Genomic DNA, 15,154 nt, shown 5'->3' with positions numbered 1-15,154 from the left:
TTCCCCTCCTTATTCCGGTATCAGCTCGTAAATTTTTCCGTATTGGCGGCGGTCCGTAAAGAAGAGCCGGATATAGTCGTCCTTGCCGATCTCTATCTCCGGCAGCACGTTACGGCCCGGGGCAAACGGCTCGACGAAAGGGTAGACCGTCCCGTCGTCCTGGCTGACGGGATAGCCTCCCTGTTTCTTCACATAGCAAAGCACATCGGCAGGGAGCGGCACCTCTGCCGTCACCTGGATTTGCGCGGCTTTGAATTTTTTTGAACCAGCCCCCCTTATAGCGGATCGAATAACGAATTCTCGCCCGGCCCGTACTGAGTGTGATCCGGTTTTCGCCATTCGGCTGGATAATGAGCGTTTGACCGTCTTCTTGGAGCAGACATGCGTATACCGTATAAACGAGCCGCCCGAAATCTTCAATCCGGTCGCGATACCCGTTATTCGCTTTGTATTCGTCTCTCGTATACAGCTTTAGCTCCGCGACTGACGGACGGTCCGCTGACGAGCCTTCCGCCGCCTTGTGAACATAAACGGCTTGAATGCCGGCGGGCCATAGCCAGCGCAAGGTGCATTGCCCTTCGTCCATATGATGTGTCAGTTCGCGGATGATCGGCGTGTCCGATCCCGCTTCCATATAATGCATCTGTCATGGCCTCCCCACATTAGAATCCGCGGCTGCTTCGATCAGGCTGCCGCCCGGACAGGCTGCTGACTTCGCTATCGGACGCTCCTCTGCGCCGCCTTCCTTCCCGCTGCCGCTGGTTCTCCCGTACGGGCACGACGAAGGAGAACAGCGTAATGACACCCGCCAGCACCAGATCGGCACTCAAGCGAACGAATCCGTCCGTCAATGGATGTCCAGACAAGCCCGCCTCCAGCAGGAAGCCGGCCAACAGACCCGCTGCCGCGCCGCCGATCCCGAAGCTCTTGGCAAGGTAACGGTTATCGAATACGAGTCCGAGCGCCAGGCCAAGCGCCGTCCCGATAAGCGTCAAGGCAACGATATGGAGAACCGTATAATAGGCGCTGTCCCGCAGCGGGCCGGATCGCTCCGTAATCAGCGTCCGGTCACCGATACTGCTGTATATCTGTTCAAAAACGAACGACAGTTCGTTGGCTTCAGAAACATCGTAATATTGGCCTCCAGTCTCCTCGGCAATCAAACGCAGCAAACCCGCCCCTTGAGCATCGACCTGGCTGAGGCCGATCGTATGAACGCCAACATGCTGCGCCTTATAATCGGCGAGCACGGCGCTCGTGTCCACTTCGCTGAATCCGTCCGACAAAAGCACGAGCATCGTGCCGCGCGCCGTATCTTGTTGATCCTTAATATGTTTCATTGCTTCGGACAGCGCGAGGCCGATATCCGTACCGCCCTGCGTTGGCTGGATCGTATCGATCTTGGAGAACAGCTCCTCTTTGACATGCTGATCCTTCAACTGCACAAAAGGCTGAAGCAGGTCAACGCTGTCGCTAAATACAAGCACAGCTGCCTGCTTGTCCCGATCCATCTCTTCGATCATGCGCTTGGCTGCTTTATACCGATCCTGATTCGGATCGTTCTGCTCCATACTGCCCGAGTTATCGATAGCAAGCACGATATTGTTCACGGTTTTTACACTGCCCGGCTCGAACTGATATGCCGTTTCCAGCGCCAAGCCCGCGATGAACATCATCACAAGCGTCGCCGGAACAAGCACCAGCCATGAGGTTCCCGCATATCGCTGGCGCCATGACGGGCCATTCAACCGAGGCGAGATCATCTCGGCGACCAGACAGGCCAGTCCGACGCAGAGGGACATCACGCCGAAGTATAGTCCGCTTACTGCAATATCCGGCCACTCGCCGCGCAGGCCGTGCAGCAGCCATTCTCCGATTCCCCAGCCGATGGCGCCCCCGATCAAACTGAACAGCACCATGAGCCAATTTACTTTTCGCTGCATAGATATAGCATCCTCTCGCATATAATGTGCATCCTCCCGGATGCAGGCTTCGCCATGTCATCGTTTTTATCGGTCACACGTCCGGACGAGCCGTAGAGCGGCGCTGACGCCGCTGTCCGTCTTCGGCTCAAACAGCCTTTTCGCTTGTCCGAAATCGAAAAGCCTGATCGGGAATATCCAGCGATTCGCTCCGTTACGAGAACAGAGGGGCCTGATTTGATCGAACTTGCTTACCGGATTGGCGGAAGCACCTCGGAACGGATGCCGTGGAATTGATATCCGTTCTGTTCATAGCTCTCGTAGTACATTTTTCCATTCCGGTAATACAACAAGTCCTCGATCTGGAAACCGCCCATAATGTTCAGCTTCTCTACGCCGCTGCTGCGCTGCTCATGCACACAGCCGAGTTTGTAGATACGGGACGTCTCCTCTTCGCCCAAGGCATAACGCATGAACTCGCTCATTGCATCGCCGAAAAAATACTTCTCCTCGTAACGGTGCTCATGCGTATAATCAAGCAGCCGCACATGAATGCCCGCATGCTCCTCCAGCATACGGTACAGCTTCTTGAACAGCTCGTCCTTCGACAGCACCTCTTGATTGCTGTATTCAATCATCACATTCGCCCGCTGCAGCAGTTCTTCCTCAAACGTCTGCCTGAACGGCGCTGCCGTCAAAATATGCGTTCTGCACACTTCACACAGCCGCGCAGCCAAGGCATCGGTCCCCTGCTCAAGCAATCGGGCCAAACTTCCCATGTACCGTTCTTCGCCAAAGGTTCCCGGTCCCCGCTTCGCTTCAATCTCCTGCATAATGTCCGCCGTTACCCGTTCGTAGTACTCCATAATATTTTGGCCGATATAGTCATCGGCTCGGCGGATGCTCATGAGCGCTGCATCCCGGAGCGTCTCCTCCAGCGACTCCATCTGCTGCACATGCTTAGCATGGATTTCGTGCAGCCTTTCCAGCTCCGCTTCATATTTCCGGTACAGCCGCAGCTCCGTCTCCAGCCGAAGCACCTCGCGCTTCCGGCGGTAGACGGTGTTAAAAAAACAGCGGATAAAATTGCGCACATTATGCTTATCCAGCAGCGGCACCCGTTGGAAGGATTGCTCCTCCACCGTCTCGGCATACTTCTGCTCCAGTTCGGCCCGCGCCGTCTCCAGCGCCCGGCCTGCATCGCGAATGCGGCTGTGCAGCAGCGGCCAAACGGAGTCTCCTTCATCCGCCTCATTCGTCCAGGCATACACTTGATAGAAGCTCGTATCCGCCGGCATGGCCAACCGTTCCCGGACCATATGCAGAAGCTCGCCGTCCGGCAGATCCCGGAACGCTTTATCGGCAACCTGTTCATAATTGTCACGAAAATATGCATTGCAGCCGCTGCCGAACAAGGCCTGCTCGGCTTCGCGCAGCGTCATGCGTTTCAATTGGCTGAAGCTGATGTTATGGGTCATGATGCCATTCATATCGCTGAGACGTTCCTCATCCGGTACGACCCGCTCAACCCGTGCAGCGATTGCCTGCGGATCAAGCCCGAACCAGGACAGCTTCTCCGCTGGCGTACGCTCCGGAGCGGCCTTCATTCGATCTATCAGCCCGCGGTAGAAATGGTACAGTACAGCGAGCGCAATCGAATGGTTCGGGCGCGCCACCTTGGACAAGCCGGCGGAAACGTACCCCAAACGTCCGGATTCGGTCATGACGTTGTTGCGCAAGGACGTATTGTTATAGTTGTCCATTTCATGCAAGCGGCCCGAACTGCTCTGCTTCCGGTTTTTCAACAGATTCATATGGCATATGATCTCGTAATTGTCTTCTTCGGCGAAGGTCGACATTCCGCGCTCATTTTTGTCCGTCAGCACATAAACGAGATCGAAGAGCGGCGAGGCGGGATGCGTCACCTCGATCGATATCCCGTCTTCCGTCACGTGCAAAGGTGCGGAGAAGGCATAGTCCGGACTCTGCATGTAATCAACCTCGCGCAGGAAAGCAACCCCCGCCGAGCTGGCATAGCCGAACGTTTCCGCCTGCTCCCGTTCGTTGATGAGCACATACAGGTCCATCTGCACCGACTTGAACGATTGCCGGAAAATTGCATCCGCGAGAAGTGTTATTTCCGGCACCAGCACATTGAGCGGGTCGTCGACCATCGTAATAATCGCCAGATGAATCCGATCAAAGGAAGCGTAGAGCCGGCCGTACTCGGCGATATCGCCGCTCACCTGCCGCAAAACGCGATTAAGCTCGAACCGTTCGTGATTGTGCTCATGGAACTGCCGGTGTACATCGCGGCGCAGCGTCTTGCTCTTGTCCGGGGCATGGCCGGCGTCAACCGGCAGCACGAGCCGGACAATTCTGCTGCCGGAAGCCGTAGCGGACGCAACCGCGTTACGAGACAGCGCGTGGATATACATGACGCCGGCGCTGTTGTCCCACTTCCGCTCATTGACCCGGATCATCGGCTCGATGGCATCCCCCGCCTTGTCGCCAATGAAGAGAAACACCGTCGGATAATGAATGCTGCTCTGGCTGTCGTCCTTTCCGCTGAGTCTCCCCTCGTCGCGTGAATATGCTGCTGCGTATTTTTCCACTATCGTGTATGTGTTCATCCTATTTCAACTTTCTCCGAATCGCATTCAGCTTGGTTGTCAATTGCTTGTAGAACTGGTAGGTGTCTTCGCCGTTCGCCAGCTCGATCTTCTCATACTCCAGACGTTCGCGGGCTTCCAGGAACATTGCGTATAATTCATCCAGCTTCGCCAGCAACGGAGCAACATCCTCCGTTGCCGTCATCTCGGCCGCACGGCGGGCCGACTTGCGCAGCAGTGTTCCGCGGAGCTTTTCATCCAAGCTGCGGAAATGCTCGTACACCTCAAATTCCACGTAGTCCCGGCTCTTCATCAAATTGGCGAACGGTTCCCACGCTTCTTCTTCCTCATCTCGGTCATAGACATAGAGTGCGCCTTTCTTGCAGATCGTGCCTGTGTACAGCGCTTCGATGAAATGATCCTGCCACTTCTCTTCGTCCTGATGCTGGCTCAGCAGCTGTTCGAATTGTTCAGCCTGGGCGCGGATTGCCTCATATTTGGCCAGTTCCTCGCGCAAGTGCGCAATCAGTTCCGGTGATCGGATCAGATTCTCCCTCGCCAGATTCTCATTGATGCTGCCGAAAATATCCTTCGTTCCTACCTGCTCCAGCCCTTCCTCCAACAGCCGCTTCAGTTCCAAATAAGCGCGCTTTACTTCTCCGAGGTTCGGCTTCGCCGCCTGCAGCTGCAGATCGTAATCCTTGAGCATATCCTGCAGCCGGAACGGTTTCGTGAAGACAACCGAATAACGATTGCTTGTGTTGTCATCCATGCTTTTCGCCACAACGGCGTTATGCTTCAGGCCAAGATCAAATTCGGCTCTGACGCGAGCATTGTATTGCTCCACCCGCTCGTTGCGGTACGTGTCACCCCATGATTGTTCCGGAATCGGGGAAGGGAGATAAGTCCAGTTCGCTTTGTCCGTCTGCACAAGATGACGGCCGATCCCTTCCTTGTCCAGAATAGTCCGCTCGTAGCTTTCTTCGTATACCTTGAGCGGCGTATAGACGAAGAGCGGCACCCCGTTATGCGTGTTCAGCCAGAAGATGCGGTTCTTCACTTCGCTCTCCTTGACGGTGAAGTTCGACTTGCCGACCGCATTGTTCTGATAATTGCGAATTCCCTTCAAAATGCTTGGCGCCTTCACGGGCACGGATACGAATCCCCATTTCGGAAAATGCAAGTTGCCCGAGCTGTTGCTCAGGTGAAAAACCGGAACGGCCTCGTCATCCAGCTTGCTTGCGATCTGGCGCTCGACGAATTTGTCAATCGACTCGTCGTTGCCAAACTTCATGATCAGAAACTCCTCCATCGATTGCGTAATCAAGTCGCCGAACTTGTCCGACAGGAAATCCGAAATCGAGCTGACGATATCGAGTTCCTGCTCTTTGATCCATTGGTTCGAGTGATCCAGCAACTCCAGCGAGAAGTCCCGGATCAGGTCATCGACTTCCTTCTGATCCATGATGTTGCTGATTACTTTCGAAATGTCCGGCACGCTGACGATATTCCAGTAATAGGTCCGATTCCCTTTATGATCGGCCTGCTCTTCACCGTTAATCAGAATGTCGCCGTTCTTCTCGAAGATCGAATTGAGGGCGTTCAATATTTCGGTAAAAACGCCATAAATCCGATTGTTTTCCTGATTAAGCAACTGGTACAGATCCTCGTAGAACTCGATCATCTGCTCGGTGCGCTCTACATCCGCATGCAGCCAATATTCCTGGATTTTGGCTTCAATGTACATGTTTTTCTTTTTATCCTTGGAAATAAAGGCGCTCTTCGCATCGCCAAGACGATCATTCGCCTGCTCTTGCGCGGCTTCGATGTCACGCGGGAGGCGGTGCAGATTTTCACGCAGCGTCTCGATGTAAGAAAGCAGCATTTTCAACAGACAGAAGCCCTTCTCGGTATAAATGAGGCGCGATACGTAAAACGGCCCTTGCTCCGGATGTAGGAACATTCTGCGGATTTGATCAGTGAAACTGCCTGCAATCTCGCCTGGAAGCTGCTTCTTTGCCTTAATGTATTCTTCCCGCGCCCGCGCAAGGAACGTTTGCTCCAGTTCGGTATCCATATTAACAACCTGCAGCTTCACTACGTTGTTATAGCTCAGCCGCTCGCTGTTCTCATAACCCGGCAGCGGCTCCGGCACGCGCGACTCGAACGTCTTCACGAGCGTATCGAGATCAACCCCCAGCTTGCGGGCGAACTTTTCGACCTCCTCCTGGGTCGGCGCCTTATGAAACATCTTCTCCATTTTCTGAAACAAGCGGTACCCGAGATAGGTCGTCATCTCTTCGATAGGGAGGACGGCGGATGAGGCGCCAATGATGTTGTATTCATAATTGGCCGGATACATCCGGTTCATCTGCGCAATATTGGTGCGAATGTTGCTGATGTAATCATGGATCGCGAATTCCTCGCCGGACTGTTTCTCCTCGCTTGCCATGAAATTCGTTATATTCTCTGCCGTGACGTTCATGCAGTAGTCATAAGCGCTCTCCAACAGCTTCCCTTCCGTGTTCGTCGCGGAGATGAGATGGCACAGGTTGAACGGCGGCAGCGGGGAATTGACCGTAAGGATGTTCCCGTACTTCTGCCGGAAACGCTCGCCGCGGCTGTCGACGTTCATCCAGTAGTCCAGCTCTTTAAGTGCGGCGTATCCGTTCTTCTTGATATATTCGCGCGTATGCTCGCTCAAACTTTTATTCGCCAGATTCACGTCCGGAGTAAACAAATAGCCGAGCGTATTGACGCGGTCAATGCCGGCAGAACCGTAATCCCGTTCGATAATGCCGCGCACGATGTAGGAGATGTCGAGAAAGCAGCCGCTGCCGGTTCCCCCGGACAAGCCGGACAACAGAAATACCATCAACTTCTTGTTCGTTCCGACCGACAGCGTCTTGATCTTCTTGTCAATGGCCTGGACAACCTGGTTGATTTTGGTGAACAGCAGCAGCCGTCCGGCCTGGCGAACCCCAGCGGCGCCGTTCATCCCGTCGGTAATGCTCAGCTCCGGGGACAGCCATTCGGTAATATAAGGCTCCAAAATGCTGCGGTTCTGCAGCAGTCCGCCGATCTCGGCATTCGACAGCAGCACGAATTCATTAAGCGGATCGAGGCCAATGCCGCGATATTTCTTGTTGCGGTCCTGCTCGTTGGTCTCCAGCGCCAGGAACTCCACATTATCCGGCTTCTCGCGTTTCTTTTTCGAGATCGGATCTTCAGGCAACTTGAATCTGCGGTTAATCTGATATTTCAATCGCAGCAGCGCATCGATCCCGGTTCCTCCCAAGCCGATAATGAGGATCGGATTATCGATCGTATCGACGCGTATCTTATCGCTGACGATCCCTCCGCCCAGCGATACGTCCAATTGCTGAATATGTTCTCTGACGATTGGTTTCATAAATGGATGTTCCTCCCTATACGATATATTCGATCCAGATCGTTTTATCTGCCTGAGTTAACGGAACGGTAATCCGATCGCCGCTCTTCAGTTCCAAACCTCTGCTCGCGTCGACGGCTCGACCTGATTTCTCGATGGTACCGCTTGAGCCGTTCTTGAGCAGAATGCGGTCGTTCCTGTCCGGAATGAACACCATCTTCTCGGTCTCCTTGAACTCGGGAGCCAGTTGCAGCAGTTGGTGGAGCGTACACTTGCCTTTGAAGGCGTTCAACTTCTTATATTGAGGATGGCTCTTCTCGCCCGTGTTCTCATCCCGCACTTCAATCACCAACTGGCCTACGAAGCCGCGGTTCGCCTTCTTCCATGCTGCTAACAGGAAGGCGGCTGCCAGACCGAGCACAGCCGCGCCGGCGGCTGAATAGATAATCCACATCGGGAACGGCTTTTCCTCTTCCCCGCCAGCCCCTGGCTGGGCAGAGGCCCCTGCGCCTGCCCCCGTCTTCGCGCTGACCTTAACCGGTACCGTCTCCCGGTAAAAGCTTTTCTCCTCAGCCCTTACTTTTAGCTCATAATCATGCTTGTCCTTCACCTCGAACTCACCCGTGAAGCGATCTCCCGCGTTAACGAGCGAAAGGTTGGCGATTTTCCCCGTATCAAGATCCTTAACATGAAGCACGGCTTTCATATTGCGATAGAGCGCATCATTTTGCAGCTTCTGGCCATTGCTGGTCAAATAAGCGTTGATTTGGATCTTGTCGCCCGGTTTGTGGATTTTGGACGGAATCGGGTCCAGCGCCAGCTTCAAATCATAGTTAAAGACGAGATTAATATCGATTTTGTCTTTCTCCGCCCCTTTTACCTGCAGCTTCCAATCGCCCTGAGCCGGCTCAAGCAGCTTCAGCAGGGAATAACTCTTCGAGCGGGACAGCCGTACATCATCCCCGGGGATGGCTGCCGCCTTGCCGGACGGATCGTAAAGCCTCAGATCGACCGGCTTTGAGGACATGATGGAAATATTGGCCTCCATCACGTTCGCGTTTGGCACATTCACTGTCACGTCCTGATAGCTTCCGCTCCCCGTCATCGACTGAATCGGAACGATTTTCAGTTTCTGATGACTGGCGAAAATCTCGCTCAATATTTGCGGCAGATCGTCCGCGGAAGACGTGACAAATGATTTGCCGTTCGTCTGCTTGGACAAGTCCGCCAGCGCGTCCTGATTCAACTGCCCGTCGGCGTTAAGCCCGATCGTGTAGATCGGGATGCCCTTCTGCTTCGCGTCGGCTACCGCAGCGCTCAGCTCTTGGTCCGACTCCGCCTGCGTACGGGAACCGTTCTTATTCAGGTAATTGTTGCCGTCCGCAAGCAGAACGATCATCGGCTCATGATCAGGCTCGGCTCCCTGCTCAAGCACCTTGACCGCTTCTTTCACCCCGACGGCGATGTCCGTATAGGCTCCGCGGTTCAGTTCGTCGATGAATTGCTTGAGATCCCCCTTGTCGGTCTCGGACCGCATCTCGAGCAGCGCCTTCTCGCGTTCGATTTTGTCGGTGTAGGCAACGATGCCCACCTTGTCTCCGGTAGTAGACAACATATCAATGAACATCTTCATCGCTTCGTTTCCGATTTTATCCGTATCACTCGTATCCATCGAGTTGCTCACGTCGATAACGAGCATCGCATCGATTTTAGACGCCGTCCGGGTAGAAGAAGCAGCGGCTTCCCCCCCGATCCACGGCATGAAGCTGAATACCAGAGTGAACAACATCATATAAGCGATCACTTTTCTCTGAAGCATAGTTGTACTCCTTTATCATAAAATGATAGGTTAATGGCAGGCACACGCAAGCGCGCTGAAACGGCACTCATTGTTATACCCAATCGTTCTTGCTATTGTTAAAACGAGATAAACATCTTCTTGGTTCGCTATTTTTCTTCTTTAATTTACTGTTTGCGACATTATATTTACTAAATCTACCACCGACTGTCATTATGATATAATCAGGGATTGTAAAGTTCAACCATAATACCATTACAATATAGGAACAAAGCTATATAGCAATGTCATTTCCAGCAATAACTTGACCAAAGATATTGTATAAAAGGATGGGACTCACTATGTTTGCATACGGATGTATCGCGATTTTGTTTCTTTTTATTGTCATTCAAGCCGTCACCTACTGGATTCGACATAAAAAGTCACCCGCACCGAAAGATATTGACAGCCGGCTTCTCTCTCTATTGAACGACAGGAGCAGAAAGACGCCATGAAAAAAATACCAGTCCATTTCAGACCTTACCACAAGCCAAGGCAACTCTATGATTTAATCAGCAGATGCAAATCATGCGGCTCCTTCTCTGTGTTGGAAGACGAAGTCTGTCCTTCCTGCGGCAAAACCGCTCTGCGCCCGATCGAGCGTCAGTCGGCCGTCAATGTAAAACGGTCAATGCTAACGAAACGTCTCTTTGCGGCGTTCATGGGACTGGTCGGCGTCCTCCTGAGCGAAACGTTCGCCCAGAGAATGCTCTGCCTTGCCGCAGCCCTGCTGCTTATAGGCATTCTTTGGTACATCCAGCGAAAGTCGTTCTCTTCCGAATGCAGCCGGGAGCTGGATCGGCTGCTGCAGCAGGAACAGGTGCAATTGATCCGGGACATGTACCGTGACTGGGAGACAGCCTTCTCACACTGGGATGAGGACAAGCAGCTCACATACGAACTGCTGCGCCAGCTGCGCCCCCTGATTCACAACGATACGATTCGGCTGCAGCAGCTTGGGCTTCTCCATCACTTTGCACTGCGCAAAGATATGGAACTGGAGCTGGAACCGCTTCTGCTGGAGCAATATGACCCGCTGCTGGTCGATTATATCGGCGAGATTGCCAAAATCAAGCGGGAACTGATCAAAGACCGGACGTTCCGATACGTCATCCATTACGAGCCGGAAATCCTCGGTCTTAAAAACGGTCAGGACATCCTGGCCGGCGTGGCCGGAGCAGCCGCAAGAATGAAACGGTATGTGCTCGCGTATCCCGGATTAATTCGCCGGTATGCCTACCGGCTGCCGAAGGACCGCCTGCTGCGCTTGCACAGAATGATTCAGCAGTACCCCAATGAGCCTTGGGGTCGGGTACCCGAAGAGGTCGACAGAATCGTGCGCGACCAATATCAATGGGATCCTGATTTCCAGGACTCTGCCGGGAGAGGCTGATAATATATGACGATACGAGAAGCTCCAAACCCTCGGAAATTAATGATTTTTTATGTTTTGCCATTGTGGAAATGATTGGAATTCCGCAATACCTTCTTCTATTGGCAATCGAAAGAGTTGGCGGGGCGTCAGGATTAAACGCTGCGTCTTTCGAAGCTTACACCTTCTTATATCTTCAAAAAAGAGATGACTGCCCATCAGATAGGCAGCCATCTCTTTTTTTTCCTTGGCGGATCGTCTTGTTGCTTCAACGCCGATTAGCCTGGAGATACAAGAAGGAATAAACGCCGAACGAACCTCCGAGGACTCATGCTTCTTCACCAAATTGCCCACGCGCGGTATTTTTTCGATAATTCCCTCTTCACCAGCTTGTCCAGAACAAGCCGGACGGAGTTTTTGCTGAGCATGAATACTTTTGCCAAGTCCGTTTCGGAAGGAAGATACTCTCCCGGTTTGTACACTCCGCGTACAATTTGCCCCGCAGGGCGGTCAACATCTCGCTGGATCTGATAGGTGGATTGGGCCACCTTGTTCATTGCCACAAGGCATCCTACATCATCCTGACCGCGGCAGCCAGTATGCCTCCCATGACTACAAAGCCCGGCTAAAGGAGTACAACATGAAGGGCAGCGTGAGCCGAAAAGGATACTGCTATGACAACGCATTCATCAGTCTTTTCACAGTGTTATCAAGAAAGAACTGATCTACCTGGAAAAGTTTAAAACACGAGAGCAGGCACGAAAACGCATTTTCGAATACATTGCAAGCTTTTAAAATGGAAAAAGGATCCACTCGTCCATAGAGTATTACAAGCCCAACCAATACGAACGTATGAACCACCTATTGTTATGATTTTCTCTGTTTCATGTGTCTACTCTATTGACAGAGATACATTCGTGAAAACATCCTATAGGTTGAACAATGGTTATGTTGGTAATGATGAGGTGAACTTGTTCATTCGGCACTGGGTAGCCCCCATCCCAAAAGAACAAGCGGTTAGCTCAAAAATGAGTAACCGCCCAAAACATTAATATAGCTTGGAAATTTTCGGTTCGTATGCGGCAATAATATCCACGACAGAATCTACTGCTAAGATGGAAAAGTGATGTACTGGCTCTGAGTCAGCAATGCCGAAGGACTGTAATGATAGCCATTGAATGTATTTCGAATTTGACACCTTGAAAAAAGTACGGTCTCGATAGAACTCAGTCCCGTAATACTCATCAAGGTAGTTTATTGTACTTTGCCTAAAACTTTCATCAGTACTTCTGTAGGCATGTACCGAATCCTCGAATAATATCTCTACTTTCTTAGATTCATCATTAGCCTCAGAAAGCAATATACGGAATCCCTCAATATTATCAATTATGGATTCAACATAATACTTTGATTTCATTTCATTTCCGACTTCCCATATTCTCCAAATCTCTTCCAAGGTAGCCCTCCTTAATCATCATAGCGTATTTTAGTTGATTTTTTCCCATCATAAATCGGTTCATTCTTGGTGTGGGCTATGTGGTAAAAAGTTACTACTTCTATGGGAAAACAATGTGGATTTTTGAATGATTAGAGGGAGGCTATAAAAGCAGTATAGAAGCATTTAGATATCGGTTCGCTCTCGCCTTTTTAATGCACTGAGATGTATTAATGTTGCGGCCGATTTTACATTTTAATCCACGCACCCGTGTGGGGTGCGACCAGGCGATCAAGGGAATCGTGGAATCGATATACTGATTTCAATCCACGCACCCGCGTAGGGTGCGACGCCGATTTTTTAGACAAAACAGCCCAAAAAGTCGTTTAACTACAAAAAATAAATTCTATCCTTCAATGATAAATCAAAAAACAACCCTTTATTACTTCCAAACAGGAAATAAACGGTCATATTTTGGTGCGAATCCCCCGGGAAAATCATGTTCTCGCTTCACATTCGCACCAGCCATGTATTCGACATAAGGCAGGCATTTCACGGCCTACGTTCGTTTTTTCACGCCTCTATTATATAACGTACCGGGCGTGAGGTTGAAGCACTAAAAGTTGTTTCTTCTGTTTCCGTCTGATTACATCAGGAGCAAGTATGTAGGAAACAATACCCGTCATCTTTGCCATCCCCTTGAACAGGTAAGTGGCATTAACCGGTATCCCAGCTAATGCCACAACGAGTATATTGGACTGGCCATACGTAAATTCCTTATCCATTCCGGTTCGGACATTGTCCCCATTTCGCGAGCATCAGCAGACCGAACCCGCTTTTAACACACAATGTTATTGATTTAACTTCACATTGGTGAAGACGGCCTTGCTCCCCGGATCGTCTCCCGGATTGCTAAGCGCTATGCCAATATATACCTGTTGGTCCATGGGGATACTGACTGTCCCGACCGCTGCCCAATTCCTGCCGTCGGCAGAAATCGACCCGATGAAGGTATTTCCCTTCCTGCTCAGCTTCAGCCAGCTTGGAGCGGATCCATCCGCGGTTTGGTCGGTCGTGCTCCCCTTTGTTTCTTGCCGATATTGGAACGCGGCGCCGTTCTCGGAGGTGATCATCATATCCGCGTGCTTTGAATCATGACTCAAAGACTCCCGTATCATAATGCCGGCCTTGGCCCAACCGTGAAGACGGTCCATCGACCGTACCTGAAGAATCATCTCCGTATCGCCCTTCACGGGTTGATATATAAAGTTCAGCCGATCCGCTCTCCCCCAAATATCCGTGGAGCGGCTGCTCAGCGAAAACTGCTTTTTAGAAGAATGGTATACAACGTCCCCTGGCATAGAACCAATATTTCTCGCCTTCCAGCCTGTCGGCAGCTTGGCCGGGTAATCCTGTTCTGCCGGTGGCGTCCAGTCCGGCGTCGGCCAAGTTGTGCGTTCATTGATTTTCGCCAGCTCGGCTTCGGGCCAAGTCCCATAAGCAAAGAATGAGAGACGCTTTACGCCCGGATAATTATCGCGGATTCCTTTATATATCTCCTGATATTCGTCATCGGTCCAGTCATTATCCAGAGTAGCTACAATTTCCACTTGATTGCCGCTGATCCGATCGCTCGTATCCTTCAAAATACCATATTCTTTGCTGTATACCCAATCGCTGTTGAAATCCCAGTCATCGAAATACGCCATGGGAGCGACAAAATCGATAGATTGCTTGAATTTGGATACATCCTGCCCAACCTCTACAAATTCCGGCGGCAAAATATACACGCCTAGCTGCATTCCTGGCTTCGAGGACTGGGAAATGTCCTTGCGAATATCCCCTACATACTGTCCGATTTGATCGGTTCTCCAGTCATTCCACTGCTTGCGCCGAGGCGAATCCGTCTCGAAGTCAATGCTAAGCGGTGAGTATCCGAACTGCTCCTGATACTTTGCGACCGTGTAATCGCTCACGTCCATATTGTAATTGTCGAAGCGGATCCAATCCAGCACAACGCCGTCTACAGGATAGTTCTCAATCACTTCCCGAATGATGGAGCGCTCATACTGCTGAACTTCATGATGAAGCGGATTAACGAAGTATTCGTTGCCGTTTGAGCCTGTAAACGGGGTTCGAACCCCGTCGACCAGCGACTGCATCTGCCAGTCTTTGTGCTTCAGAAAGGCCTCCTGATCGTGGAACTGCGGAATCCAAGCATGAACCTTGATCCCTGCTGCATGGGCTGCCGTCACGACCTCCTGCAACGCATCGAAATTCTCGTATCCACTCGCTACAGGCGCGATATCACTCTGATAAAACACCCGGCCAGACGGAACCTCGTCGTCTTCATCCTGCTTGACGTTCATGCTGATGACATCGACTCCGTAGCGTTTGGACATTTCGATAAAAGTGAGTACATCCGCCTTATTTTTAAACTGGTTCACTGTTCTTACAATGACTTCCGTTTCAAAGGGAGGATTGGTCTCCCCCGATGCCATAACCAAACCGGAAGTGCCTGCCATCGAGAAAGCTACCACTAAACTTAGCACTGCTACGAACCTCGCCCTCAGCGTTATTCTCAT

Annotated in this window: 9 protein-coding genes and 2 pseudogenes; 2 read left to right on the top strand and 9 right to left on the bottom strand. The window is 51.6% G+C overall.

The window, feature by feature from the left end; genetic code table 11:
- Nucleotides 1-9: 9 nt before the first annotated feature.
- The 5 genes and pseudogenes from XI25_RS08210 to XI25_RS08190 all read right to left on the bottom strand — a co-directional run bounded on the left by XI25_RS08210 (nucleotide 10) and on the right by XI25_RS08190 (nucleotide 9,744).
- Nucleotides 10-643: pseudogene (locus XI25_RS08210) on the bottom strand (beta-mannanase).
- A 19-nt stretch (nucleotides 644-662) separates the two neighbouring features.
- A complete protein-coding gene (locus XI25_RS08205; protein WP_046678151.1) occupies nucleotides 663-1,943 on the bottom strand; it encodes a vWA domain-containing protein in 1,281 nt (426 codons plus the stop codon).
- Between the two features lie 230 nt (nucleotides 1,944-2,173).
- The gene (locus XI25_RS08200; RefSeq protein ID WP_046678150.1) at nucleotides 2,174-4,555 is read right to left on the bottom strand and encodes a tubulin-like doman-containing protein; all 2,382 of its coding nucleotides are present in this window, start codon (nucleotides 4,553-4,555) and stop codon (nucleotides 2,174-2,176) included.
- Nucleotide 4,556: 1 nt separating this feature from the next.
- The gene (locus XI25_RS08195; RefSeq protein WP_046678149.1) at nucleotides 4,557-7,946 is read right to left on the bottom strand and encodes a tubulin-like doman-containing protein; all 3,390 of its coding nucleotides are present in this window, start codon (nucleotides 7,944-7,946) and stop codon (nucleotides 4,557-4,559) included.
- Between the two features lie 16 nt (nucleotides 7,947-7,962).
- Nucleotides 7,963-9,744 carry a vWA domain-containing protein gene (locus XI25_RS08190; RefSeq protein WP_046678148.1) on the bottom strand — a complete coding sequence of 594 codons (1,782 nt, stop codon included), beginning with the start codon at nucleotides 9,742-9,744 and terminating at the stop codon, nucleotides 7,963-7,965.
- Nucleotides 9,745-10,213: 469 nt separating this feature from the next.
- On the opposite strand from XI25_RS08190, the gene XI25_RS08185 reads away from it, so the two are divergent.
- Entirely contained in the window at nucleotides 10,214-11,155 is a 942-nt protein-coding gene (locus XI25_RS08185; RefSeq protein ID WP_046678147.1) for an FmdB family zinc ribbon protein, read from the top strand.
- Nucleotides 11,156-11,194: 39 nt separating this feature from the next.
- Here XI25_RS08185 and XI25_RS34360 read toward each other — a convergent pair whose 3' ends face one another.
- Both XI25_RS34360 and XI25_RS34355 read right to left on the bottom strand, forming a co-directional pair.
- The gene (locus tag XI25_RS34360; RefSeq protein ID WP_152669095.1) at nucleotides 11,195-11,476 is read right to left on the bottom strand and encodes a hypothetical protein; all 282 of its coding nucleotides are present in this window, start codon (nucleotides 11,474-11,476) and stop codon (nucleotides 11,195-11,197) included.
- Nucleotides 11,473-11,691: a GntR family transcriptional regulator gene (locus XI25_RS34355; RefSeq protein WP_046678145.1), complete on the bottom strand. Its 219-nt coding sequence runs from the start codon at nucleotides 11,689-11,691 to the stop codon at nucleotides 11,473-11,475. The genes XI25_RS34360 and XI25_RS34355 overlap by 4 nt, the downstream gene beginning before the upstream one ends.
- A gap of 5 nt (nucleotides 11,692-11,696) precedes the next feature.
- On the opposite strand from XI25_RS34355, the pseudogene XI25_RS36790 reads away from it, so the two are divergent.
- A pseudogene (locus XI25_RS36790) lies at nucleotides 11,697-11,926 on the top strand (IS3 family transposase); the annotation flags it as partial.
- A 256-nt stretch (nucleotides 11,927-12,182) separates the two neighbouring features.
- Here XI25_RS36790 and XI25_RS08170 read toward each other — a convergent pair.
- Both XI25_RS08170 and XI25_RS08160 read right to left on the bottom strand, forming a co-directional pair.
- Nucleotides 12,183-12,590 carry a hypothetical protein gene (locus XI25_RS08170; protein ID WP_046678144.1) on the bottom strand — a complete coding sequence of 136 codons (408 nt, stop codon included), beginning with the start codon at nucleotides 12,588-12,590 and terminating at the stop codon, nucleotides 12,183-12,185.
- Between the two features lie 830 nt (nucleotides 12,591-13,420).
- Complete coding sequence (locus tag XI25_RS08160) at nucleotides 13,421-15,154, bottom strand: family 10 glycosylhydrolase (protein WP_082112274.1); 1,734 nt, start codon at nucleotides 15,152-15,154, stop codon at nucleotides 13,421-13,423.

It is taken from the genome of Paenibacillus sp. DMB20, assembly GCF_000987955.1.
In the GTDB taxonomy this organism is placed as follows: Bacteria; Bacillota; Bacilli; order Paenibacillales; family Paenibacillaceae; genus Paenibacillus_AQ.
The sequence above is the reverse complement of the archived record's forward strand: the minus strand, read 5'-3'. Positions and strand labels throughout refer to the sequence as shown.